This window comes from Type-F symbiont of Plautia stali, from assembly GCF_059731105.1.
This window is the reverse complement of the sequence record NZ_AP035910.1, coordinates 402396-421914: the sequence shown is the minus strand read 5'-3', so window position 1 is coordinate 421914 and position 19519 is coordinate 402396. Positions and strand designations below refer to the sequence as shown.

Genomic DNA, 19519 nt, shown 5'->3' with positions numbered 1-19519 from the left:
CTCTATATGATCTATTAAGGATCGTTTTTTAGGATCGGGTCACTGTATAAGTGGATAACTTCCTCATTCGCTTATGCTTCAGAAGCGTTCAGGCTGCATCACGTCTCTCTGCACATCTCGCGCCGGAAGCCAGTTCGCAGCAATCCTGCCACCTGCATTCTCGAAAAATAAACAACTTCCTCACTATTATTCATTTTTCATCATCAACTTCAGCGCGTATCGTCTTTTCATCACTGAAAAAATAAGGAAAGGGCACCATGACTGAACATGTACTCTCACGCAATCCGGCAACCGGCGAAATTCTGGCTCGTTATCCTCTTCAGAGCCCTGCAGAACTTGAACAGGCACTGACAAAAAGCGCCTCTGCCTTTGCCCTGTGGCAGCGCAGCAGCATGGACGATCGCGTTCGTGTCCTGCGTCAGCTGGGCGAACAGATCCGACTGCGGGAAAACGATCTCTCCCGCACCATTACCCTGGAGATGGGCAAACCGATTGCTCAGGCGCGCGCAGAGGTTCTGAAATGCGCGAACCTATGCGACTGGTATGCTGAACATGGCCCGGCTATGCTGGCCGATCAGCCGACGCAGGTTGCTGATGCCTGGCAGCGGTTTCGCCCTCTGGGCGTCATCCTGGCGGTGATGCCGTGGAATTTCCCGCTGTGGCAGGTTCTGCGCGGTGCAGTAAGCATGCTGCTGGCCGGGAACACCTACCTGCTGAAACACGCGCCAAACGTCATGGGAAGCGCCACGCTGATGGCGGAACTCTTTGAAGCAACCGATCTGCCAGCTGGTGGCTTTAACCTGATTAACGTCGACAATGATGGGGTCTCCGTCGCCATCAGGGATGACCGGATTGCCGCTGTTGCGGTGACCGGCAGCGTACGGGCAGGTGCCGCTATTGCCGCACAGGCGGGCGCAGCACTGAAAAAGACCGTGCTGGAACTGGGCGGATCCGATCCCTTCATCGTACTGGCAGACGCCGATCTTGATGAAGCCGTGAAATCAGCCGTCATCGGACGTTTCCAGAACACCGGACAGGTCTGTATGGCTGCCAAGCGCTTTATTGTGGAAGCGCCAATCGCAGAAGCCTTTGAAAAACGCTTCACCGCAGCCGTGCAGGCCCTGACCATGGGCGATCCCCTGGACGAAAAGACGTTCCTGGGCCCGATGGCACGCGCCGATCTGCGTGATGAACTGGATGGTCAGGTTAAGGCGACACTGCGTGAAGGCGCCCGTCTGGTACTGGGCGGCGAGAAGGTAGCAGGGGAGGGGAATTATTATGCTCCGACTATTCTTGCCGATGTTACGCCTGCCATGACCGCTTTCAGAGAGGAGCTGTTCGGCCCCGTCGCCGCCATTGCGGTCGCACGCGATCCACAACATGCACTGGAGATCGCCAACGACAGCGACTTTGGCCTCAGCGCCACCGTCTGGAGCGGTAACGAAGCGATCGCCGATCAGCTGGCGCTGCAGCTGGAAGTCGGGGCCGTCTTTGTGAATGGCAACGGCGCATCCGATCCGCGTGTCACCATCGGCGGCGTGAAAAAAAGCGGCTACGGCCGTGAACTGTCACATTTCGGCGTACATGAGTTCTGTAACGTCCAGACCGTGTGGAAGAATCGCCGCTAAGCGTTACTGTGCAGCCGGAAGATAGGCAGGTGCGGGTCTGGAACCCGCACTGAGCGGACGCAGCAGCCGATGCGGAGCAAAAGCACTCAGCATCGGTGAAGCTGTTCCGCTCAGCATCGCCTCTGCCACCAGCCTGCCCAGCAGCGGGGCAAGGGTCATCCCGCTATGGCTGACCATCAGGTAGACACGTGAAGCATCACTGATATACCCTAGCGCAGGCAGTCCATCGGACGGCCGCGACCGCTGTCCCGTTGCTATCCGCTCAATCCTCGCGCCCTCGCACTGCCTGAAAAGCCGCTGCAGGCGTCGCAGCATCTCTTTTCCAATCAGCCCATCAGGAGAAGCCGGACGGGCCGGATCGGCGTGCTGATCCAGATCCAGTGCCTGCAGCATCAGACGACCCGCGCCATCCGGGCGCACATTCAGTTCCGGCGTAATCAGATTGCAGTTGAGCGAAACGGGTAACGGCTGCGTCTGTGCCAGAAAACTGCAGGCAACAGGATCGGCCCGGTTCGCATCGGTCATCGCCAGTTGCAGCCCGCACTGGCTCATCAGTTCCGGGGCCCAGCGGCCGGAGGCCAGCACCAGCTGATCCCCCTGCCAGGTTTCACTGCTGGCCAGGGTCAGCTGAACATAGCGGTCTGATTCGGTCAGCGTGGTCACCTCATTGTTGCAGACCAGCTGACCACCACTGGCCCGCAGGTCGGCTATCAGAGAGGCGATAAACAGGCTCGGATAGAGCAGGCATTCCGAAGGAAAAAACCATCCCTGCTGAACGCGGGGATCGAGTCGAAGCTCCGGCAGTGCGCTCAGCAGCGCGGCACGATCGCGGGTTTCGACGGGATAGTGCAGGGCGGAGAGTTTCGCGGCTCGCTGCTCCAGCTGACGCTGAGTGGCTTCATCGCTCGCCCACTCCAGCGTACCGGTTTCCAGCAGCCACTGTGGCGATGACGGGTGTGCAGCCTGCCAGCGCTTGTGTTCGTCAATCGCAGCGGCATTAAGCTCATGGTAACGGGCGGGATCTTTGCCGTTGGCGTTAACCCAGGCATAGCTGATCTGGCTGGTGCCGCAGCCGGGAAGGTTTTTATCAAAGACCGTCACCTGTGCGCCGCGGCGGGAGAGCGACTGCGCAACGGCTAAACCCAGCACGCCGGCACCGATAACGGCAATACGTTGTGGCATAGTTGGCTTCCCCGGAATGAAGATCGGCGGGCGAGGGTCGCCCGCCGGGTCAGTTCACTATTACGGAGCCCGGAAGTGCCGTCAACTCTCCTGTCAGGCCGTCACCTCATCAAACCAGGCGGGCACCGGATCGGGCAGGGTGACCCACTGCTCCGGTCCCATCGCCATCTCCTCAGGGGTCAGCAGCGCCTGTTCCAGCGCGTCCCGTATATGTGCCTCGTCCATCTCAATACCGATAAAGACCAGCTCCTGACGTGCATCCCCGACGCCTTCCTGCCACTGTTCAGCGATGAAGTTAAGGGTGTCCGCATCCTGCGGCCAGTCGGATCGTGGCACGCTGGCCCACCAGCGTCCGGCGTAACCCTGGCGCGCTACCGCGCCCGCCTGTGACCAGAGCGCCGCATAACCCGGCCGGCTGGCGAGCCAGAAATACCCTTTAGAGCGGATCACGCCCTCCAGCTGGTGATTGACCACCTGCCAGAAGCGCGCCGGATGAAAAGGACGACGGGCACGCCAGGCAAAACTGCGAATACCGTACTCTTCTGATTCCGGCTGATGCTCACCGCGCAGCGTCTGCAGCCAGCCGGGAGCCTGCGCGGCCCGGTCGAAATCGAACCGGCCGGTGCTGAGCAGCGTCGCCAGCGGAACCTGCCCGAATTCGCTGTTTACGATGCGGGCATGGGGATTGAGGGCCCGCAGCATGCCCTGCAGCTGATGCAGCTCCGCCGGGCTGAGCAGATCCGTTTTGTTCAGCACCAGCAGATCACAGAACTCGATCTGATCCACCAGCAAATCCACCACCGCGCGCTCATCCTGCGCGCCCAGCGACTCGCCGCGCGACTGAAGATCGTCCACCGAACGGTAGTCGCGCAGGAAGTTGAAGCCATCCACCACGGTGATCATACTGTCCAGCCGGGCATAGGCGGAGAGGCTTTCACCCTCTTCATCCTCAAACGTAAAGGTTTCCGCCACGGGCAGCGGCTCCGAAATACCGGTGGATTCAATCACCAGATGGTCAAAACGTCCCGCCTGAGCCAGCCTTTTTACCTCTACCAGCAGATCTTCACGCAGCGTGCAGCAGATGCAGCCGTTACTCATTTCAACCAGTTTTTCATCGGTGCGCGACAGCTGCGCACCGCCGTTACGCACCAGGGCCGCGTCAATATTCACTTCAGACATATCATTGACGATGACCGCGATGCGGCGTCCTTCCCGGTTGTTGAGAATATGGTTAAGCAGGGTGGTTTTACCGGCACCGAGAAAGCCGGAGAGAACCGCAACGGGGAGACGCGGATCTTCTGATGTCAGGGTGGAGAGTGGCATAGTATTACCTGTAATGAGCGACCAATAGATATGTTATAACATAACATTTATGACGCTCTTTTCAACCGGGACGCCAAAAAAGGAGACGTCATGCAACAACTCACGCTCGTTCCGCGTCTGATGCCTGAAGTCAGGCGTGGCGAAAAAACCTCGACGGTGCGCTGGCAGGAGGGCGAAATCGTCACCGGTCCGTTGAGGCTGGTAAATCAGCAGAATGCGGCGGACTCGGTGGTGGTGTGGGTGACGCGGATCGACACCCTGCGGTTATCCGGGGTCGCCGCCGCACTGGGAAAAGAGGCAGAGTGGCCGGATGCGGTGCTGCTGGCGGGGATGCGTGAGCACTATCCGGCCATCACGCTGGCGTGTCAGGTGCAGCTGATCACCCACCTGACGCCCGAACAGAGTCAGTCACTCCTGACCGAAGGGTGATCAGTGATTCTCAATAATCATCATCGCCAGCGTATCCGCTTCCAGTGCGCGGAAAAGATGAGGTTCGTCACCCGGATAGGTAATGTAATCCCCGACGTTCAGTTCGACCGCCGTATCGACCGGCCCGACCAGCGCCCGGCCGCGGGCAATAATAATATGCTCGACCGTATTGGGATTATGCGGATGTGAAACGCGCTCGCTGCCAGGCTGAACCTCCAGCAGGTAGATATCACGCCGGGCACCGGGAGGACAGGAAGCCAGTAAAATGGCCTGATAATCGGCCAGCTCAGCGGTCACTGACAGGCCTTCTCCACGGCGGATCACCTGCAGCTGACGGGTGTCCGGCTCCATCAGGCGCGAAAAGGGGATGTTCAGCGTCACGCAGAGTGACCACAACGTTTCAATGCCGGGATTGCCCACACCGGCCTCCAGCTGTGACAGGGTCGATTTAGCAATCCCGGCACGGCGTGCCACTTCGGCCAGCGACAGGCCTGCCCGCTGACGTTCCCGCACTAATGCACTGGCGATAATGCTGATAGGGGTATTCACTTGCACTCCTGACAGATGCACTGTTTTTTATATCGAACGAAACGTTCGACTTGTAAATCGATTATAACGTGTTCATTATATCGGATTATATGTTCATTATGAGAGGGAGTGATGCATTTTCCGCACATGCAGGTTCTGGACAAAGGGGTGATCAAAGCGATCTTTCTTGTCTGCGTCGCTGACGGTATTGTCGGTTTGTCCTATGGCTCGCTGGCGTCTGCCGACGGATTCCCGCTCTGGGTGCCGCTGGCCCTCTCAACGCTGGTGCTGGCGGGGGCGTCAGAATTTCTGTTCATCGGCATCGTAGCCGGCGGAGGCAGTCCCTTTACCGCCGCCGCGGCGGGCCTGCTGGTGAACGCGCGTCACCTGCCGTTTGGCATCGCGGTCAAGGATCTGGTGGGTCAGGGACCACGGGGCTGGTTTGGCTGTCACATCATGAACGATGAAAGCGTGGTCTTTGGCATCTCTCAGCCGCAGCTGGCTCAGCGGCGCTGCGCATTCTGGCTGTGCGGCATCGGTATCGGGCTGATCTGGCCGATCACCGTGATGACCGGGGCGATGATTGGTCAGTTCATCCCCGATATTTCGGTCATCGGGCTGGATGCGGTGTTTCCGGCGATTCTTATCGCTCTGATCTTCCCGGCGCTGCGGCAGCGACGCACCCGGATCCCCGCCACCGTTGGCGCGCTGCTGTCACTGGTGGCGACGCCGCTGGTACCGGCAGGCATGCCGGTGCTGTTTTCGCTGCTGGGCCTGCTGACATGGAGATCGCGCAAATGACGCATCAGGGAACCCTCATCGCAGGCATCGCCCTGCTGGCCGCCGGCACCTGGCTGATGCGGTTTGCCGGTGTCAGGCTGGGCAACCGTCTTCCTATCAGTGAGCGCTCACAGCAGATGCTCTCCGATGCTGCGACCATTCTGCTGCTGGCGGTGGCGGCGACCACGACGCTGTTTGAAGGTCACCATTTTGCCGGGGTGGCCCGGGTAGCCGGAGTCGGCTTTGCCCTGCTGCTGGCCTGGCGTCGGGCACCGCTGATTATGATTATTCTCGGAGCGGCGGCGATGACGGCGCTGCTGCGGTTTCTCGGTGTGCCCTGACGACGCGGGCCTCCTCAGACCGAAAAAAGGGGCGGGGCGTTGTATTTGGATCTGGGATCACGGCATGATGATCCTTTACCTCCTGACAGGAAGTTTTCTATGCCTCGTGCGTTACAGATAGGTCTGCTGCTGTTCCCCGAACTCACCCAGCTTGATCTGACCGGTCCCTGGGAAGTCTTTGCGCGCACGCCCGGCGTGGCGTGCCATCTGATCTGGAAGGATACTCAGCCGGTGCGATCCGATCGTGGCCTGGCGATTGTACCGACCACCACCTTTGAAGCCTGCCCGCCACTGGATGTGATTTTCGTGCCCGGCGGGCCGGGCCAGATTGCGTTGATGTCGGACACGGAAACGCTGGACTTCCTCCGGCAGCGAGCCGGTGAGGCGCAATGGGTCACCTCGGTCTGCACCGGTTCGCTGGTGCTGGGGGCCGCCGGATTGTTACAGGGCTACCGGGCCACCTCACACTGGAGTTCCCTCGATCAGCTGGCTCTGCTCGGTGCGCAGCCGGTGAGTGAGCGGGTGGTCCGGGACCGCAATCGCATCACCGGGGCAGGCGTGACCTCCGGCATCGATTTTGCCCTGACGCTGGTGGCGGAGATTGCAGATGACGCGACAGCCAGAGCGATTCAGCTGCAGATGGAGTACGATCCCGCGCCGCCCTATAACAGCGGTTCTCCACAGAGTGCGCCCCCTCAGGAAGTCGAAGCAGCCCGGGCGAAGATGGCGACGTTTATCGCCACGCGCCGTGCGGCCACCGAAGCGGCAGCAGCGCGGCTACAGGCTGATCAGTTTGCGCACGCCGGGGATACGCAGCAGCAACAGTGACACTGTCATGCTGAATATCAGGGTCAGGGCGATAACCAGCAGCTTATCGCCCAGCGTCTCGATGCGGATTGCTGCGGCCAGCAGTCCAAAAATCAGATAGTGCAGGATGTAAACACCCGTCATGGTTTTTCCCAGTGTGGTCAGCAGCGGCGTCACCCACCGGGCGCGCGCCGGCAGCCGGATGGCGTTGATGCTGATGACGATCAGCACCACCAGCAGATAAACCTGTGAACCGGTCAGCAGCACATCGTTGCTGGTCGCCAGGAAGCGCGCAATAAAGTAGTACCGCTCGTAGAGCCAGGTAAACAGGTAGACCGCAGGCAGCAGCAGCAGGCTGGTTTTTATCACCCGGGGTGAGGTGAAAAAGGGCATGACGGCGGGCGTGGCCATCAGCCGGCCCGACAGATAGTAGAGCACCCATGTCCAGATGCGATACTGCGGCGGCAGTGAAAACAACCGCCTCTCCGGAGAGAGACTGGCGAGCAGGTCATAGGTAAACGCAAAAATCAGCAGCAGAAAAATAAGTGACGCCATCACGCCCGGCCGCCGGACCAGCCGGTCGATCAGGGGATGCGACACATAAATCACGATCAGCGCGATCACAAACCACGGCTGAATCAGATACCCCTTGTGATGCATCCCGGCAAGCCAGAAAAAGCTGAACCAGAAGAGAAAGATCAGCAGAATGCGGCGAATCCTGCCGAGCTGCCACGCAGGGGTAGGCTGCTCACCCGCATCCATATAGCCGCTGAGCAGAAAATAGAGCGGCGTGGCGATGGTGGAGACGAAGCTCAGCACGTTGAGCGTCAGGCTGACATCGTAGTAGTACCGGTCGTAACTCTGATAAAGCGTAAAAAACGACACCGCCGTGATGCATGCCAGCGTCTTCAGCATCGCCAGCCCGCTCTTATTCACCCTGCGCCTCCTGCTCCCGGCCGTGGAAGCAGCGATAGAGTACCGGCAGCACCAGCAGCGTCAGCACGGTGGCGAACCCCAGGCCGAAGATAATCACCACCGCCATGCTCTGGAAAAAAACGTCGCGCAGCAGCGGCAGCAGACCCAGTACCGTGGTGAAGGCGGTCAGCAGGATAGGGCGCAGGCGTGACGTCGCCGCATCAGTAATCGCCTGCTGCAGGGGTTTCTCCTGGCGGAACAGCCGGATCTCTTCAATCAGCACGATCCCGTTGCGGATCAGCATACCCGACAGACTCAGCAGGCCAATCAGCGCCATAAAGCCAAACGGAATGCCGGTGAGAAGAAAGCCACAGGTCACGCCAATCAAAGCCAGCGGCACCGTAACCCAGATGGCCACGGCGTCGCGCAGCGAGTTGAACATCAGCACGGTAATGATGAACATCGCCAGGAAGCCCACCGGCAGCGAACTGAGCAGGCTGCTCTGCGCTTCACGTGAGCTCTCCAGCTCGCCACCCCATTCCAGCCGGTAGCCTGCGGGCAGTCTGAGCTGATCGATCTGCGGCCGGACCCGGGCCACCACCTGGGCTGCGGTCAGCCCCGAAGCCGGATCGGGATCGGTCTGAACGGTCAGCACGCGCGTCCGGTCACGACGCATAATCAGCGGATTTTCCCACGCCAGCCGGAAGTCAGCGATCACATTGCTCATCGGCACAAAGTGCTGGAGAGCGCTGCTCCAGAGCTGGATATTCTCAATATGATCGACGCTCTGCCGCTCCTCATCGGCGGGGTAGAGCATCACCGGCATCAACCGCGAACCGTCACGGAAAAGGCCGACGGCGTCACCGCTGAAATTCATCCTCAGCGCCTGGTCAATATCCCGCTTATCGATGCCCAGCTCCTGCCCGCGCAGCACCGAATAGAGCGGGCGGAGCACCTTGCTGCGCTCCTGCCAGTCGTTACGTAGCGGGAAGGCTGAGCCATCAGCCAGGAAAATCGCATCCAGCTGGCTGCCGATATGACGCAGGACTTCAGGATCGGGACCGATAACCCGCAGTGCAATCGCGCTGTCGCTGGCGCTGCCAAACTGAATGCGCTTAATGCGTGGCCTGACCTGCGGATAGTTCTGCTGGATAAACCTCTCGGTTTTCAGCGACAGCGCCTCCATCTGCCTGCCATCCTTCACCCGCACCATAATCTGGGCGAAGTTGCTGTACTGACGTGCGGCGTCATAGGTAAGCGTAAAGCGCAGCGCGCCCTGGCCGACGGTCGTTACCGTCGCCGCGACGTCCGGTTGCTGATTGATAAAACGCGCAATATCCGCTGCCGTATCGGCGGTATAGTGGATATCGGTGCCGTAGGGCAGCCAGAGATCGGTAAAAAAGATCGGCGTGCCGGAGGAAGGAAAGAAGTTCTGCTTCACCAGGGTAAAGCCATACAGCGACAGGGCTAACAGTGCCACCATCACCGTCAGCGTCGTCAGGCGAAAACGCAACAGACCACCCAGCGCTTTGCGATAGAGCCGGAAAACCACCCCCTGATAAGGCGCAGAGGCGGCGTTCTGCTCAGGCTGAATCGCACCCCGCCGCCGTTCACTCCAGTGGATAAAGACCGGGGTCAGGGTCAGCGCAGTTATCCAGCTCAGCATCAGGGAGATCAGCAGCACCTGAAACAGCGATTTGCAATATTCACCGGTGGAATCCTGCGACAGTCCAATCGGCGCAAAGGCAAGAATCGCGATGATCGTGGCACCCAGCAGCGGCAGGGCACTGCGACGCACCATGCGGGCAATGGCCTGTTGCAGAGGGCGGCCGCGCTGATGATCGATCTTTATCCCTTCCACCACCACGATGGCGTTATCCACCAGCATGCTGAGTGAAATAATCAGCGCACCCAGCGACACCCGCTGTAGCTCCAGGTTAAAAAGAAACATGATCAGAAGCGTACCGAGCACGTTAAGCGCCAGTGAGGCGGCAATCACCATGCCGCTACGCAGGCCCATAAACAGCAGCAGCGTGCCCACCACGATGGCCAGCGCCATCAGAAAGTTGAGGATAAAGCCGTCGACCGACTGCCTGACTTCATGCGCCTGGTTATAGAAAACCTTCAGGCTGATCCCCACGGGGGTGTCCTGCTGATCCTGCTCCAGTTTAGCAGTGAGGGCATTGCCGACGTCGATCACATTGACGCCTGGCGCAAACGAGACGCCAATCGCCAGCGCCGCTTCCCCGTCAGCAAAGTAGAGGTTGGCCGGATTATCGGTCACGCCGCGTGTCAGGGTCGCGATATCACGCAGATGGAGATTCTGTGGACTGCCAGCGGGCAGAAGAGGCAGATCAGCCAGATCGTCAGGCGTCACCAGCTCGCCGGTGGGATGAAAGCGGATCGACTCGCTCTCAACCCGCAGCGCACCGGCACTGGCCACGCCATTGTTACGGCTCAGCAGGTCGGCCACGCGCTGTGGCGTTATGCCGTAAGCTGTCATTTTACTGCTGGAGAGCGCGATGCGGATCTCCTCCTGCTCAACGCCTGCCACCGCCACTTTCGCCACACCGGGTACCCGCACCAGATCGCGGCGCAGCTGATCGGCATAGTTGCGCAGCTCACTGTTGGTAAAATCTTTGCCGTGAATGACGAAGAAGTAGCCATAGACGTCGCCAAAGTCGTCGTTGACCAGCGGCGCCTGCACGCCAGGGGGAAACTGCCGGGCCGCATCGCCGACCCGGCGGCGCAGCTCATCCCAGATTTGCGGCAGCTGATCGGCCAGATAGCGGGGGTGAATATTCACGGTAATCTGCGACAGGCCGTTGCCTGAAATGGAGGTGACGTTGTCCAGATAAGGCAGGCGTTGCAGCGCATTTTCCAGCGGCAGCGTCACTTCCTCCTCCACCTGCTGCGCGGATGCGCCGGGATAGTGGGTGACAATCACCGCCGACTTAATGGTAAACAGTGGATCTTCGAGACGGCCAATGTTCAGCAGAGCATAGAGACCGCCCACGCCCAGCAGCAGAATGACCAGCCAGATGCGGACGGGCTTATCAAGAAAATGCGCCTGAATCCCCATTATAACCCCCGCTCACGTTGCCAGATGCGCACCGCTTCACCCTGGCGCAGCTCCCCCACACCGGCGGCGACAATACGGTCGCCCGGCTTCAGCCCGCTCAGGATCTCAATGCCCTGAGCGGTGAGGCGGCCCGTGGTGACCGGCCTGTCAGTGACGCGTAAGCCGTCGCCCGCTTCGTCGACCAGCCAGACGTGCGGTTGATTCGTCGGGCTGCGGTCCGGATTGAACACGGCGGCCACCGGCACCACCAGCCGCGGCTGGGCGGCGGCAGTCGGCAGATTATGCAGCCTGACGCGAACCGAGCCGCTGAAGCCGCTGACGCCCGGCAGATCGGCCGGACGCGGCATGGTCAGCACCACCTGCCAGGTCAGCGTCGCGGCGTTGGTCTGGCTGGTGTGCTCTTTGTACTGCGCGGTAAAAATGCGGCCCGGCAGGGCGTGAAACTGCACTTCGGGCTGATAGTGAAGGTTCTGAACGTCCAGCGCGGAGAAGAGGGTTTCCGGCACGGTAAAGATAACGTCCAGCAGATCGGATCGCGTCAGCAGCGCAATGGGTTGCCCGGCGGCCACCACCTGATGATTTCGCGCCTGCACTTTTGCTATCACCCCGTCGAACGGCGCGCGCAGGGTAAGAAACTGCAACTCTTCCTGCGCGATTTTCAGGGCCGTCGCGGCGGTGTCGCGGTTCGCTCGCTGCACGTCCATCTCTGACTTCGACACGGCGCTGCGTTGCTCCAGCGTGCGGAAACGCTGAAACTGCCGCTCTGCCAGTTGCAGCGCCGTCTGCCGGTCCCGCACCCGCAGCTTCGCATCGGCATCGTTCAGGCTGGCAAGAACCTGTCCCGCTTTCACCGCGGTGCCATCCCGGATATCGAGCTGAATTAACTGGCCAGGCCGTTTAAAGGCGAGATCGGTATTATCTCCGGCCTGAATACGCGCAGGAAAGATCCGGATATTTTGCGCCATGTCCGATTCAAGCGTAAAAACTTTAACGACGCGGGGTGGCGGCGCTTCCGGTTCTTTTTTTTCATCGCACGCTGTCATAAAGAAACAGCAGAGTAAAACAGAGATAACTTTGCGTTTAATCATTGTCTTCGCCTTAGCTGCAGATATTTCACGGCGGCACGATAAACACGAAGGCGTAATTCGCCCTGATGCTTTTCGCAACCGGGATAAAATAAAATTTAATATTCGTTGTCTGCGTCTGCCGCAACGGCAACAGGTTTGTGAATCTGTTTTATGCCGCCAGCTGCCTCACCACCAGCCAGGTCAGGAGGCCTGTCAGCGTCGTGGCGGTGACCGCGAAAATAACGAAACCGCAAAGCATGATAATGCTCTGTTTTTTCATCAGCGTTTCCTTTTTCAAGGCTGAATATAAGCCGAAGCACACTGCCTCAGATGACTTAAACCGTAGTTAAACGAAAAGCATCTTGTCATTCTCATAATATAAGTCAGATTTAATTTTGCCCGTTTATGTTATTCATCGGACGTTTCTTACCTAAATATGATATCGGTCATAACCGGCGGGCACGGCTTCCCGCAAAATGCGTGCCTTTAATTGCGCCTTTAATTCATCGCTAAATGGCACGAGGTTTATATATGCTAAATAATGATAAGCAGGATAAAGCATCAACTTTATCTGAGCGCCCCTGGTATCAGCGCAGTGTGACAGAGATATTTTCTGATCTGAAAAGCTCGCCCGCCGGATTATCGACTGCCGAAGCCCAGGAACGTCTGCGGAAGCAGGGCCCGAACGCGCTGCCGCAAAAGGCTGACCACTCTGCGCTGCTCAAATTCATCGCCCATTTTAAAGATGTGCTGATCTATATCCTGCTGGCGGCGGCGGTGATCACCGCGATGATGGGGCACTGGGTGGATACCTTTGTCATTATTGGCGTGGCCGTGATTAACGCCCTCATCGGCTTTGTTCAGGAGAACAATGCCGAGAAATCACTGAAAAGCATCCAGAATATGCTCGCCAGCGAAGCGATGCTGATTCGGGATGGCAAACAGGTCACGGTGCCGACGCGCGATATCGTGGTGGGTGACGTGGTCATGCTGCGGCCCGGCGATAAAATTCCGGCCGACCTGAGACTGTATGAAGTGAATAATCTGCGGGTTGAAGAAGCAATTCTCACCGGCGAATCGACCGTGGTCTCAAAAAACAGCGATACGCTCAGCGGCGAAAAATCGCTGGGCGACCGACTGAATCTGGCCTTCTCCGGCACCACCGTCAGTTCCGGTACCGCATCAGGCATAGTCATTGCCAGCGGCGGCGACACCGAACTGGGCCATATCAACGCGATGATCAGCGGCATCAGAGAGGCGAAAACCCCGCTGCTGGTGCAGATCGATAAACTTGGTAAGGCTATTTTTCTCATCATCCTGGCGATGATGGTGGTGCTGTTTATCTTTGGCTATCTGCTGCGGGATATCCCGCTGGGCGAACTGCTGCTCTCCGTGATCAGCCTCGCCGTCGCTACCGTGCCGGAAGGTCTGCCCGCCATTATCTCGATCATCCTGTCGCTGGGCGTCCAGTCGATGGCGCGATCCAATGCGATTATCCGGAAATTGCCGACCGTGGAAACGCTGGGCGCCATGTCCGTGATCTGCTCCGATAAAACCGGCACGCTGACCATGAATGAGATGACCGTGAAAGCGGTGGTGCTGGCAAAGAGCCGCTGGCGCGTCAGCGGCAACAGCTACGAACCCAAAGGGGAGATCGTGGCGGAGCAGGGCAGTGTGAATGCGGCGCAGGACCCCCTGTTCCAGCAGTTCCTGCAGGCGGTCGATATCTGTAACGAGAGCCAGCTGCGTCAGGACAGTCAGGGACACTGGACCATCGTCGGTGGCCCGACCGAAGGGGCGCTCAAGGTGCTGGCGGCTAAAGGCCTGACGACCCCGCAGCCGGTGGAGGTGATCAGCAAACTGCCGTTTGATTCCCTCTACAAATATATGTCCGTCAGCTGTGTGATTAATGGCGAATCCTGGGTGCTGCTGACCGGCGCGCCAGATGTCCTGCTGACGCTGTGCCAGCAGCAGCAGACCCCGGACGGCCCGGAACCGATTGATCGGGCATACTGGGATGCGGCCATCACCACCTACGCCAGCGAAGGGCTGCGCACCGTCGCTGCCGCATGGAAGAAAACCGCCGCTCCCGTGACGTCGCTGGATCACGCCGATCTGAAAAGTGAGATGGTTCTGCTGGGGCTGGCCTGCATGATGGACCCGCCACGTCCGGAAGCCATTGCGGCCATTGATGAGTGCCAGAAAGCAGGCATCCGCGTCAAAATGATCACCGGCGACCATCAGGAAACGGCGATGGCGATTGGTCAGATGCTCGGGATCGGTAACAGCCAGGCCGCCATCACCGGTTATGAGCTGGAGCATATGAACGACGCCGAACTGGCAACGGCTGCAAAAACCTATGACATTTTTGCCCGCACCAGCCCGGAACATAAGCTGCGTCTGGTAAAAGCGCTGGAGGCGAGCGGGGAGATCGTCGGGATGACCGGTGACGGCGTGAACGATGCCCCCGCCCTGAAACAGGCTAACGTGGGCATTGCGATGGGCATCAAAGGCACGGAGGTCACCAAAGAGGCGGCCGATATGATTCTGGCTGACGATAACTTCGCCACCATCGCGGCGGCGATCAAAGAAGGGCGTCGGGTTTATGACAACCTGAAAAAGACCATTTTGTTTGTCATGCCAACCTGTATGGCACAGGGGCTGCTGATTATCATCGCGATTCTGATGGGCAATCTGCTGCCGTTAACGCCGGTTCAGATTCTGTGGATGAACATGGCGACCTCGGCCACGCTGTCGTTTGGTCTGGCGTTTGAACCTGCCGAAGCTAACGTGATGCGCCGGCCACCGCGCAATGTTAAGGCCCACGTTATGGATGCCTACGCCATCTGGCGCGTGGTCTTTGTCAGCCTGCTGATCGCGGTCAGTGCTTTTGTGCTGGAAGCCTGGCTGCAGCCGCGCGGCTATACTCCGGAGTTTATCCGCACCGTGCTGCTGCAGATGCTGGTAACGGCGCAGTGGGTCTATATGCTGAACTGCCGTAACACCGATGGCTTCTCACTGGATCGCGGTCTGCTGAAAAACCGGGGCCTCTGGCTCGTCACGCTGGTGCTGATTATCCTGCAGGCGATCATCATTTATGTGCCCCTGATGAACACGCTGTTTGGTACCCGCCCGCTGCCGATCAACTACTGGCTGATTTCGCTGCTGGTCGGCATCGCCATCTTTGCCGTGGTAGAGATTGAAAAACGTCTCACCCGCAGCTGGCGGGTGAAAACGCCGTCACTCAGTTAACTCAGAAATCGGGTCCTGCCGGGGATAACTCGCCAGCAGGACTTTTTTGATCAGAAAGGTCAACGGAATGGCCAGTATCCCGCCGGTAATCCCCAGCAGCGACTGCCAGAACAGAAAGGCCAGCAGCTGCGTGGTCAGTGCCAGATTCAGTCGCTTGCCAATCAGCAGCGGTTCAATCACCGAACTCAGACAGAGATTCAGCACCACAAAGAAAAGGGCTACCGCCAGCGCGACCTGCAGATCGAACAGGAGATAGCTCTGGATCACGGGCGGAATGGCCGCCAGAAACGAACCCAGCACCGGCACGTAGTTAAAAATGAACATCAGCACGCCCCAGAAAAAGGCAAACTTAAGCCCGATCAGATGTGCGCCGGCGCCCACGATCACCCCACCCAGAATGCTGGTCAGGGTTTTCACCCGGGCATAAACAATGACGCTCTGAATCCCCTCATGTAACGCCAGAAAAAAGGCCCGTTGCTCTCCCTGCATACGCATTTGCAGCGCCTTTTTCAGCAGCGGCATCTCATAGAGCATAAACAGCAGCATCAGGAACACCATAATCCACCAGGAGATCACGCCCGGGATCTGCGTCAGAAAGGCGGTGACGATACGTACTATCGCTCCCGCATCCACAAAGGCCAGTAATCTGTCGGGGGTGACCGCAATATCCAGCCGGGCAAAGGCCAGCGTCAGCTGATCCAGTCGGGCGGCCAGCAGCACCGGCGCCTGACGACTGAGCTGCATCAAATCCGGTGTCAGCACCGAGAGTTTCAGGGTAGTGATGACCATGATAAACAGCATCAGGCTGATCACCAGCAGTGACGAGACGATGCGGGGGATGCGCTTTTTATCCAGCCGGGTAATCAACGGGTCAAGCATGATAGCCAGCAGCATCGCCAGCAGAACCTGGTTGATGAGCGGAGCGGCCAGATAGAGGCCTGTCAGAATAAGGGTCAGGCAGGCGAGCATAAACAGCACGCGTGCCAGCGGTGACCCGGGAGTGAACCAGCGTAGTCCCATGATGGGGCTCCTTCAGCTAACAGAAGCAGCAGTATAGATGAGGCGTCAGCCTGACTGCTTTGCGTCAGGTCAGGGGTGAGAGGCCCTCCACAGGCGGATGAGAAAGGGTGTTAAAAAAGCTTTGCCCGCCAGGTTAAAACGGCTATCTTAAAGGAAATGATCATTTCCTAATGGAATCGACGATGAATAACAACCTCCATCACGAGCGGGGACGACCCCGGGCATTCGATACGGATGCCGCACTGGACAGGGCGATGCTGCTGTTCCGGCAGAAGGGGTATCACGCGACATCAGTCGGCGATCTCGGGCAGGCGATGCAGCTGACCACCGGCAGCATCTATAAGGCCTTTACCGACAAGCGCACGTTGTTTGCAACCGTTTTTGCCCGCTATCTCTCACTGCGCAACAGCAGTCTGGCCGCGCGGCTGGCCGAATGTGAAACGGGCCGGGAGAAGCTGGCGGCGCTGCTGCGTTTTTATGTCGATTCCGTGCGCGACGTTGAAGGTGAACGCGGCTGTCTGGTCGCGGTCAGTGCCGTTGAGCTGCACACCCTGGATGAGGAACTGGCTGACGCGGTCAGCGCCGCCCTGCTGCGTAATCAGCAAAATCTGCAGCAGCTTATCCGCCTGGGTCAGCAGGATGGCTCAGTCAACCCGTCACTGGAGTGTGACGCCACTGCCTCACTGCTGCTCTGCCTGGTGCTGGGCATACGGGTGGCGGGCAAAGTAGCGGCCACCCGGCCCGATGCCAGCATCATTCCGCTGGCGCTGAAAATCGTCGACTGAATTTTTTTGCTCATTAAGGAAATGATCGTTTCCTTATTATCAGGAGGTTTTATGCACGCTTTTGCTCCCTATCAGCACCATTTTGTCCGAACAGATTCACAGCGGCTGCACTACCTTAGCGCAGGCCATGCGCAGGCAGAAACCGTGGTGCTGCTCGCCGGTTTTCCGCAGAGCAGCTTCGCCTGGCGGGAGGTGATCCCTCGTCTGGCGAGCCGTTTTCAGGTGATTGCACCTGACCTGCCTGGCCAGGGGGATTCAGACTTCCCGCCCGATGGCTATGACACTGACAGCGTGGCGCAGCATATCGTGGCGCTGCTGGATCAGCTGGGCATCCAGCGCTTTCATCTGGTCGGGCATGATATTGGTGCCTGGGTCGCATGGGCGCTGGCGGCGGGCTTCAGGGAAAGGGTCAGCTCTCTTGCACTGCTGGATGGCGGCATACCCGGTGTTACCCTGCCGGATTCACTGCCTGTCACGGGTGAAAACGCCGCTAAAATCTGGCACTTTGCCTTTCATGGCCTGAACGATCTGCCGGAAGCGCTGATTGCGGGCAGAGAGGCCATCTACCTGGAGTGGTTTTTTAACCGTAAGGCCGCGAATCCGCATCATATTAATGCGGCGGCGCGTCGTGAATATCTGCGCATCTTTCAGCAGCCCGGCGCGCTGCGCGCCGGACTCGCTTTCTACCGTTCGTTTGAGCGCTCTGCAGAGCAGAATCGCCAGCGCGCGCTAAAAGGGAAACTGGAGATACCGCTGCTGGCAGTCAGTGCCGATCAGGGGTCGATACCGGATATGGCCACACCGTTACGCGCGGTGGCGCAGCCGGTTTACAGTGAAAGTATTCTCAACTGTGGCCACTTTATTCCCGACGAACAGCCGGAGAAATTAGCGGAAATACTCTCACTCTTTTTTATGCGGCATCCGGATAAGCCGGAACGGATAAATTAACATCAGGGAAAGTAATGTTGCGAAGTGGATTATTAATATTATTACTTATCCACGACTCTCTCATACGGCTTTCCAATAAATAGTTCTATCTTATTGATTTATATTAATTCCTGAAGGCGCATTACGCGTTGCTTTCTGTCACGTGCTGTGAATAAATAAACGGTCATCACCATCCTGTATCAGGATGAAATAAAAATAAGGACCGGCATAGGCATGCCGGTCTGCTATTGCCGGGGCGGTTATGAATCAGGAAAAAGCACGACTGGCCGGGGAAATAAAAGCCAGAGTCAATGAACTTGAATCGCAGTTGGTTGCGATTCGCCGTGATATCCATGCGCATCCGGAATTAGGATTTGATACGCTGCGCACTGCTCAGGTGGTGACCGACTACCTGCGGGCTCAGGGTCTGGACCCGCAAACCGGCGTCGGCCGCAGCGGCGTTGTTGTGGATATTGTGGGCGCAGAGCCCGGAAAGACGCTGCTGTTGCGCGCCGACATGGATGCACTGCCCATCCATGAGCAGACGGGTCTGCCGTTTGCCAGCCGCTATCCCGGCAGGATGCACGCCTGTGGTCACGATATTCACACCGCGACGATGCTGGGTGTGGCCACACTCCTGCCGCACTATCGACAGCAACTGAAAGGCCGCGTCCGGCTGATCTTCCAGCCCGCAGAAGAGACGCCTGAGAGCGGTGCCGCAGCGATGATCGCCGATGGCGCGGCAGACGGCGTCGACTGGGCGATAACCCTGCATAACAAGCCTGAACTGACCGCGGGTGAGATTGCGCTGACCCGCGGCGCCAGCACCGCCTCCAGTGACGAGTTTGATGTCACGGTGCAGGGCGTTTCGACCCACGCGGCGCGTCCGCACATGGGCACCGATCCGATCATCGCCACCGTGCATCTCATCAGCCAGTTGCAGAGCATCATTTCGCGTGAACGCGATCCGGCGCACTCTGCCGTGTTAACCATCGGACACATTGAGGGCGGCACCACCCACAACATCATTCCTGATAGCTGCCTGTTCCAGGGCACCATCCGGACCAAATCTCCCGAGGTGCGTGCTGCGATGGAAGCCTCGTTTAAACGGATGTGTGAAGGCGTGGCGCTGGCGCAGAATGTGCGGGTTGAGGTGAATTTCCAGCGGGGTGTTCCGCCCCTGATGAATGACGATCGCCTGATTGACGCCCTGGAAGAGATTTTGTCTCATCAGTTCGGTAAAGCCATCATCGCTCAGCCGAGCGCCAGCTTTGGCGCCGAAGATTTTTCACTGTTTACGGAACGGGTTCCAGGATGTCAGATCCATATCGGATCGGCAACCCCGGGCCGTGACGATCACCTGCATAACTCCGACTATCAGCCGGATGAACGCAGTATTGCCGCCGGGACGCAGGCGCTGACCCGCCTTGCCATTGATTTACTCTCCGAATAA

General features: G+C 58.6%; 17 protein-coding genes. 10 read left to right on the top strand and 7 right to left on the bottom strand.

Annotation, left to right across the window (positions count from 1 at the left end):
* Positions 1–257 precede the first annotated feature (257 nt).
* Complete coding sequence (locus AC6I7A_RS21465; protein ID WP_009092743.1) at positions 258–1628, top strand: aldehyde dehydrogenase family protein; 1371 nt, start codon at positions 258–260, stop codon at positions 1626–1628.
* A 3-nt stretch (positions 1629–1631) separates the two neighbouring features.
* Here the strand turns inward: AC6I7A_RS21465 and AC6I7A_RS21460 are convergent, their stop codons facing one another.
* Entirely contained in the window at positions 1632–2810 is a 1179-nt protein-coding gene (locus AC6I7A_RS21460) for an NAD(P)/FAD-dependent oxidoreductase (protein WP_058957252.1), read from the bottom strand.
* 93 nt (positions 2811–2903) lie between these two features.
* The gene (gene zigA, locus AC6I7A_RS21455; RefSeq protein ID WP_058957251.1) at positions 2904–4133 is read right to left on the bottom strand and encodes a zinc metallochaperone GTPase ZigA; all 1230 of its coding nucleotides are present in this window, start codon (positions 4131–4133) and stop codon (positions 2904–2906) included.
* A 90-nt stretch (positions 4134–4223) separates the two neighbouring features.
* Here zigA and AC6I7A_RS21450 point away from each other — a divergent pair, with 90 nt between their 5' ends.
* Complete coding sequence (locus AC6I7A_RS21450) at positions 4224–4562, top strand: hypothetical protein (protein WP_058957250.1); 339 nt, start codon at positions 4224–4226, stop codon at positions 4560–4562.
* Here the strand turns inward: AC6I7A_RS21450 and AC6I7A_RS21445 are convergent, their stop codons facing one another.
* Complete coding sequence (locus AC6I7A_RS21445; protein ID WP_046102838.1) at positions 4563–5111, bottom strand: helix-turn-helix domain-containing protein; 549 nt, start codon at positions 5109–5111, stop codon at positions 4563–4565.
* Between the two features lie 111 nt (positions 5112–5222).
* Between AC6I7A_RS21445 and AC6I7A_RS21440 the strand changes: the two genes are divergently transcribed.
* The 3 genes from AC6I7A_RS21440 (at position 5223) to AC6I7A_RS21430 (ending at position 7039) form a co-directional block, all read left to right on the top strand.
* Complete coding sequence (locus AC6I7A_RS21440; RefSeq protein ID WP_195910805.1) at positions 5223–5891, top strand: AzlC family ABC transporter permease; 669 nt, start codon at positions 5223–5225, stop codon at positions 5889–5891.
* Entirely contained in the window at positions 5888–6211 is a 324-nt protein-coding gene (locus tag AC6I7A_RS21435; RefSeq protein WP_058957249.1) for an AzlD domain-containing protein, read from the top strand. The genes AC6I7A_RS21440 and AC6I7A_RS21435 overlap by 4 nt, the downstream gene beginning before the upstream one ends.
* Before the next feature lie 99 nt (positions 6212–6310).
* Positions 6311–7039, top strand: coding sequence for a DJ-1/PfpI family protein (locus AC6I7A_RS21430; protein ID WP_058957248.1), 729 nt, complete (start codon positions 6311–6313; stop codon positions 7037–7039).
* On the opposite strand, the gene AC6I7A_RS21425 is transcribed toward AC6I7A_RS21430, so the two are convergent.
* Genes AC6I7A_RS21425 through AC6I7A_RS21415 form a run of 3 tightly spaced genes read right to left on the bottom strand, consistent with a single transcriptional unit; the run spans position 6989 to position 12058 of the window.
* Positions 6989–7954: an acyltransferase family protein gene (locus tag AC6I7A_RS21425; protein WP_058957247.1), complete on the bottom strand. Its 966-nt coding sequence runs from the start codon at positions 7952–7954 to the stop codon at positions 6989–6991. The genes AC6I7A_RS21430 and AC6I7A_RS21425 overlap by 51 nt on opposite strands.
* Positions 7947–11015 carry an efflux RND transporter permease subunit gene (locus tag AC6I7A_RS21420; protein ID WP_058957246.1) on the bottom strand — a complete coding sequence of 1023 codons (3069 nt, stop codon included), beginning with the start codon at positions 11013–11015 and terminating at the stop codon, positions 7947–7949. The genes AC6I7A_RS21425 and AC6I7A_RS21420 overlap by 8 nt, the downstream gene beginning before the upstream one ends.
* Positions 11015–12058: an efflux RND transporter periplasmic adaptor subunit gene (locus AC6I7A_RS21415; RefSeq protein WP_230200848.1), complete on the bottom strand. Its 1044-nt coding sequence runs from the start codon at positions 12056–12058 to the stop codon at positions 11015–11017. The genes AC6I7A_RS21420 and AC6I7A_RS21415 overlap by 1 nt, the downstream gene beginning before the upstream one ends.
* Between AC6I7A_RS21415 and AC6I7A_RS21410 the strand changes: the two genes are divergently transcribed.
* Positions 11979–12386 carry a hypothetical protein gene (locus tag AC6I7A_RS21410; protein ID WP_230200849.1) on the top strand — a complete coding sequence of 136 codons (408 nt, stop codon included), beginning with the start codon at positions 11979–11981 and terminating at the stop codon, positions 12384–12386. The two genes, AC6I7A_RS21415 and AC6I7A_RS21410, sit on opposite strands and share 80 nt — an antisense overlap.
* A gap of 227 nt (positions 12387–12613) precedes the next feature.
* On the top strand, positions 12614–15334 hold the full coding sequence (locus tag AC6I7A_RS21405; protein WP_058957244.1) for a cation-transporting P-type ATPase: 2721 nt from the start codon (positions 12614–12616) through the stop codon (positions 15332–15334).
* Here the strand turns inward: AC6I7A_RS21405 and AC6I7A_RS21400 are convergent.
* Positions 15323–16354: an AI-2E family transporter gene (locus AC6I7A_RS21400; protein ID WP_058957243.1), complete on the bottom strand. Its 1032-nt coding sequence runs from the start codon at positions 16352–16354 to the stop codon at positions 15323–15325. The genes AC6I7A_RS21405 and AC6I7A_RS21400 overlap by 12 nt on opposite strands.
* Before the next feature lie 170 nt (positions 16355–16524).
* Here AC6I7A_RS21400 and AC6I7A_RS21395 point away from each other — a divergent pair, with 170 nt between their 5' ends.
* The 3 genes from AC6I7A_RS21395 (at position 16525) to AC6I7A_RS21385 (ending at position 19519) form a co-directional block, all read left to right on the top strand.
* Positions 16525–17139, top strand: a complete 615-nt coding sequence (locus AC6I7A_RS21395; RefSeq protein ID WP_058957242.1) for a TetR/AcrR family transcriptional regulator — start codon at positions 16525–16527, stop codon at positions 17137–17139.
* A 51-nt stretch (positions 17140–17190) separates the two neighbouring features.
* Positions 17191–18087, top strand: a complete 897-nt coding sequence (locus AC6I7A_RS21390; RefSeq protein WP_058957241.1) for an alpha/beta fold hydrolase — start codon at positions 17191–17193, stop codon at positions 18085–18087.
* A gap of 241 nt (positions 18088–18328) precedes the next feature.
* Positions 18329–19519, top strand: a complete 1191-nt coding sequence (locus tag AC6I7A_RS21385; protein WP_046102847.1) for a M20 metallopeptidase family protein — start codon at positions 18329–18331, stop codon at positions 19517–19519.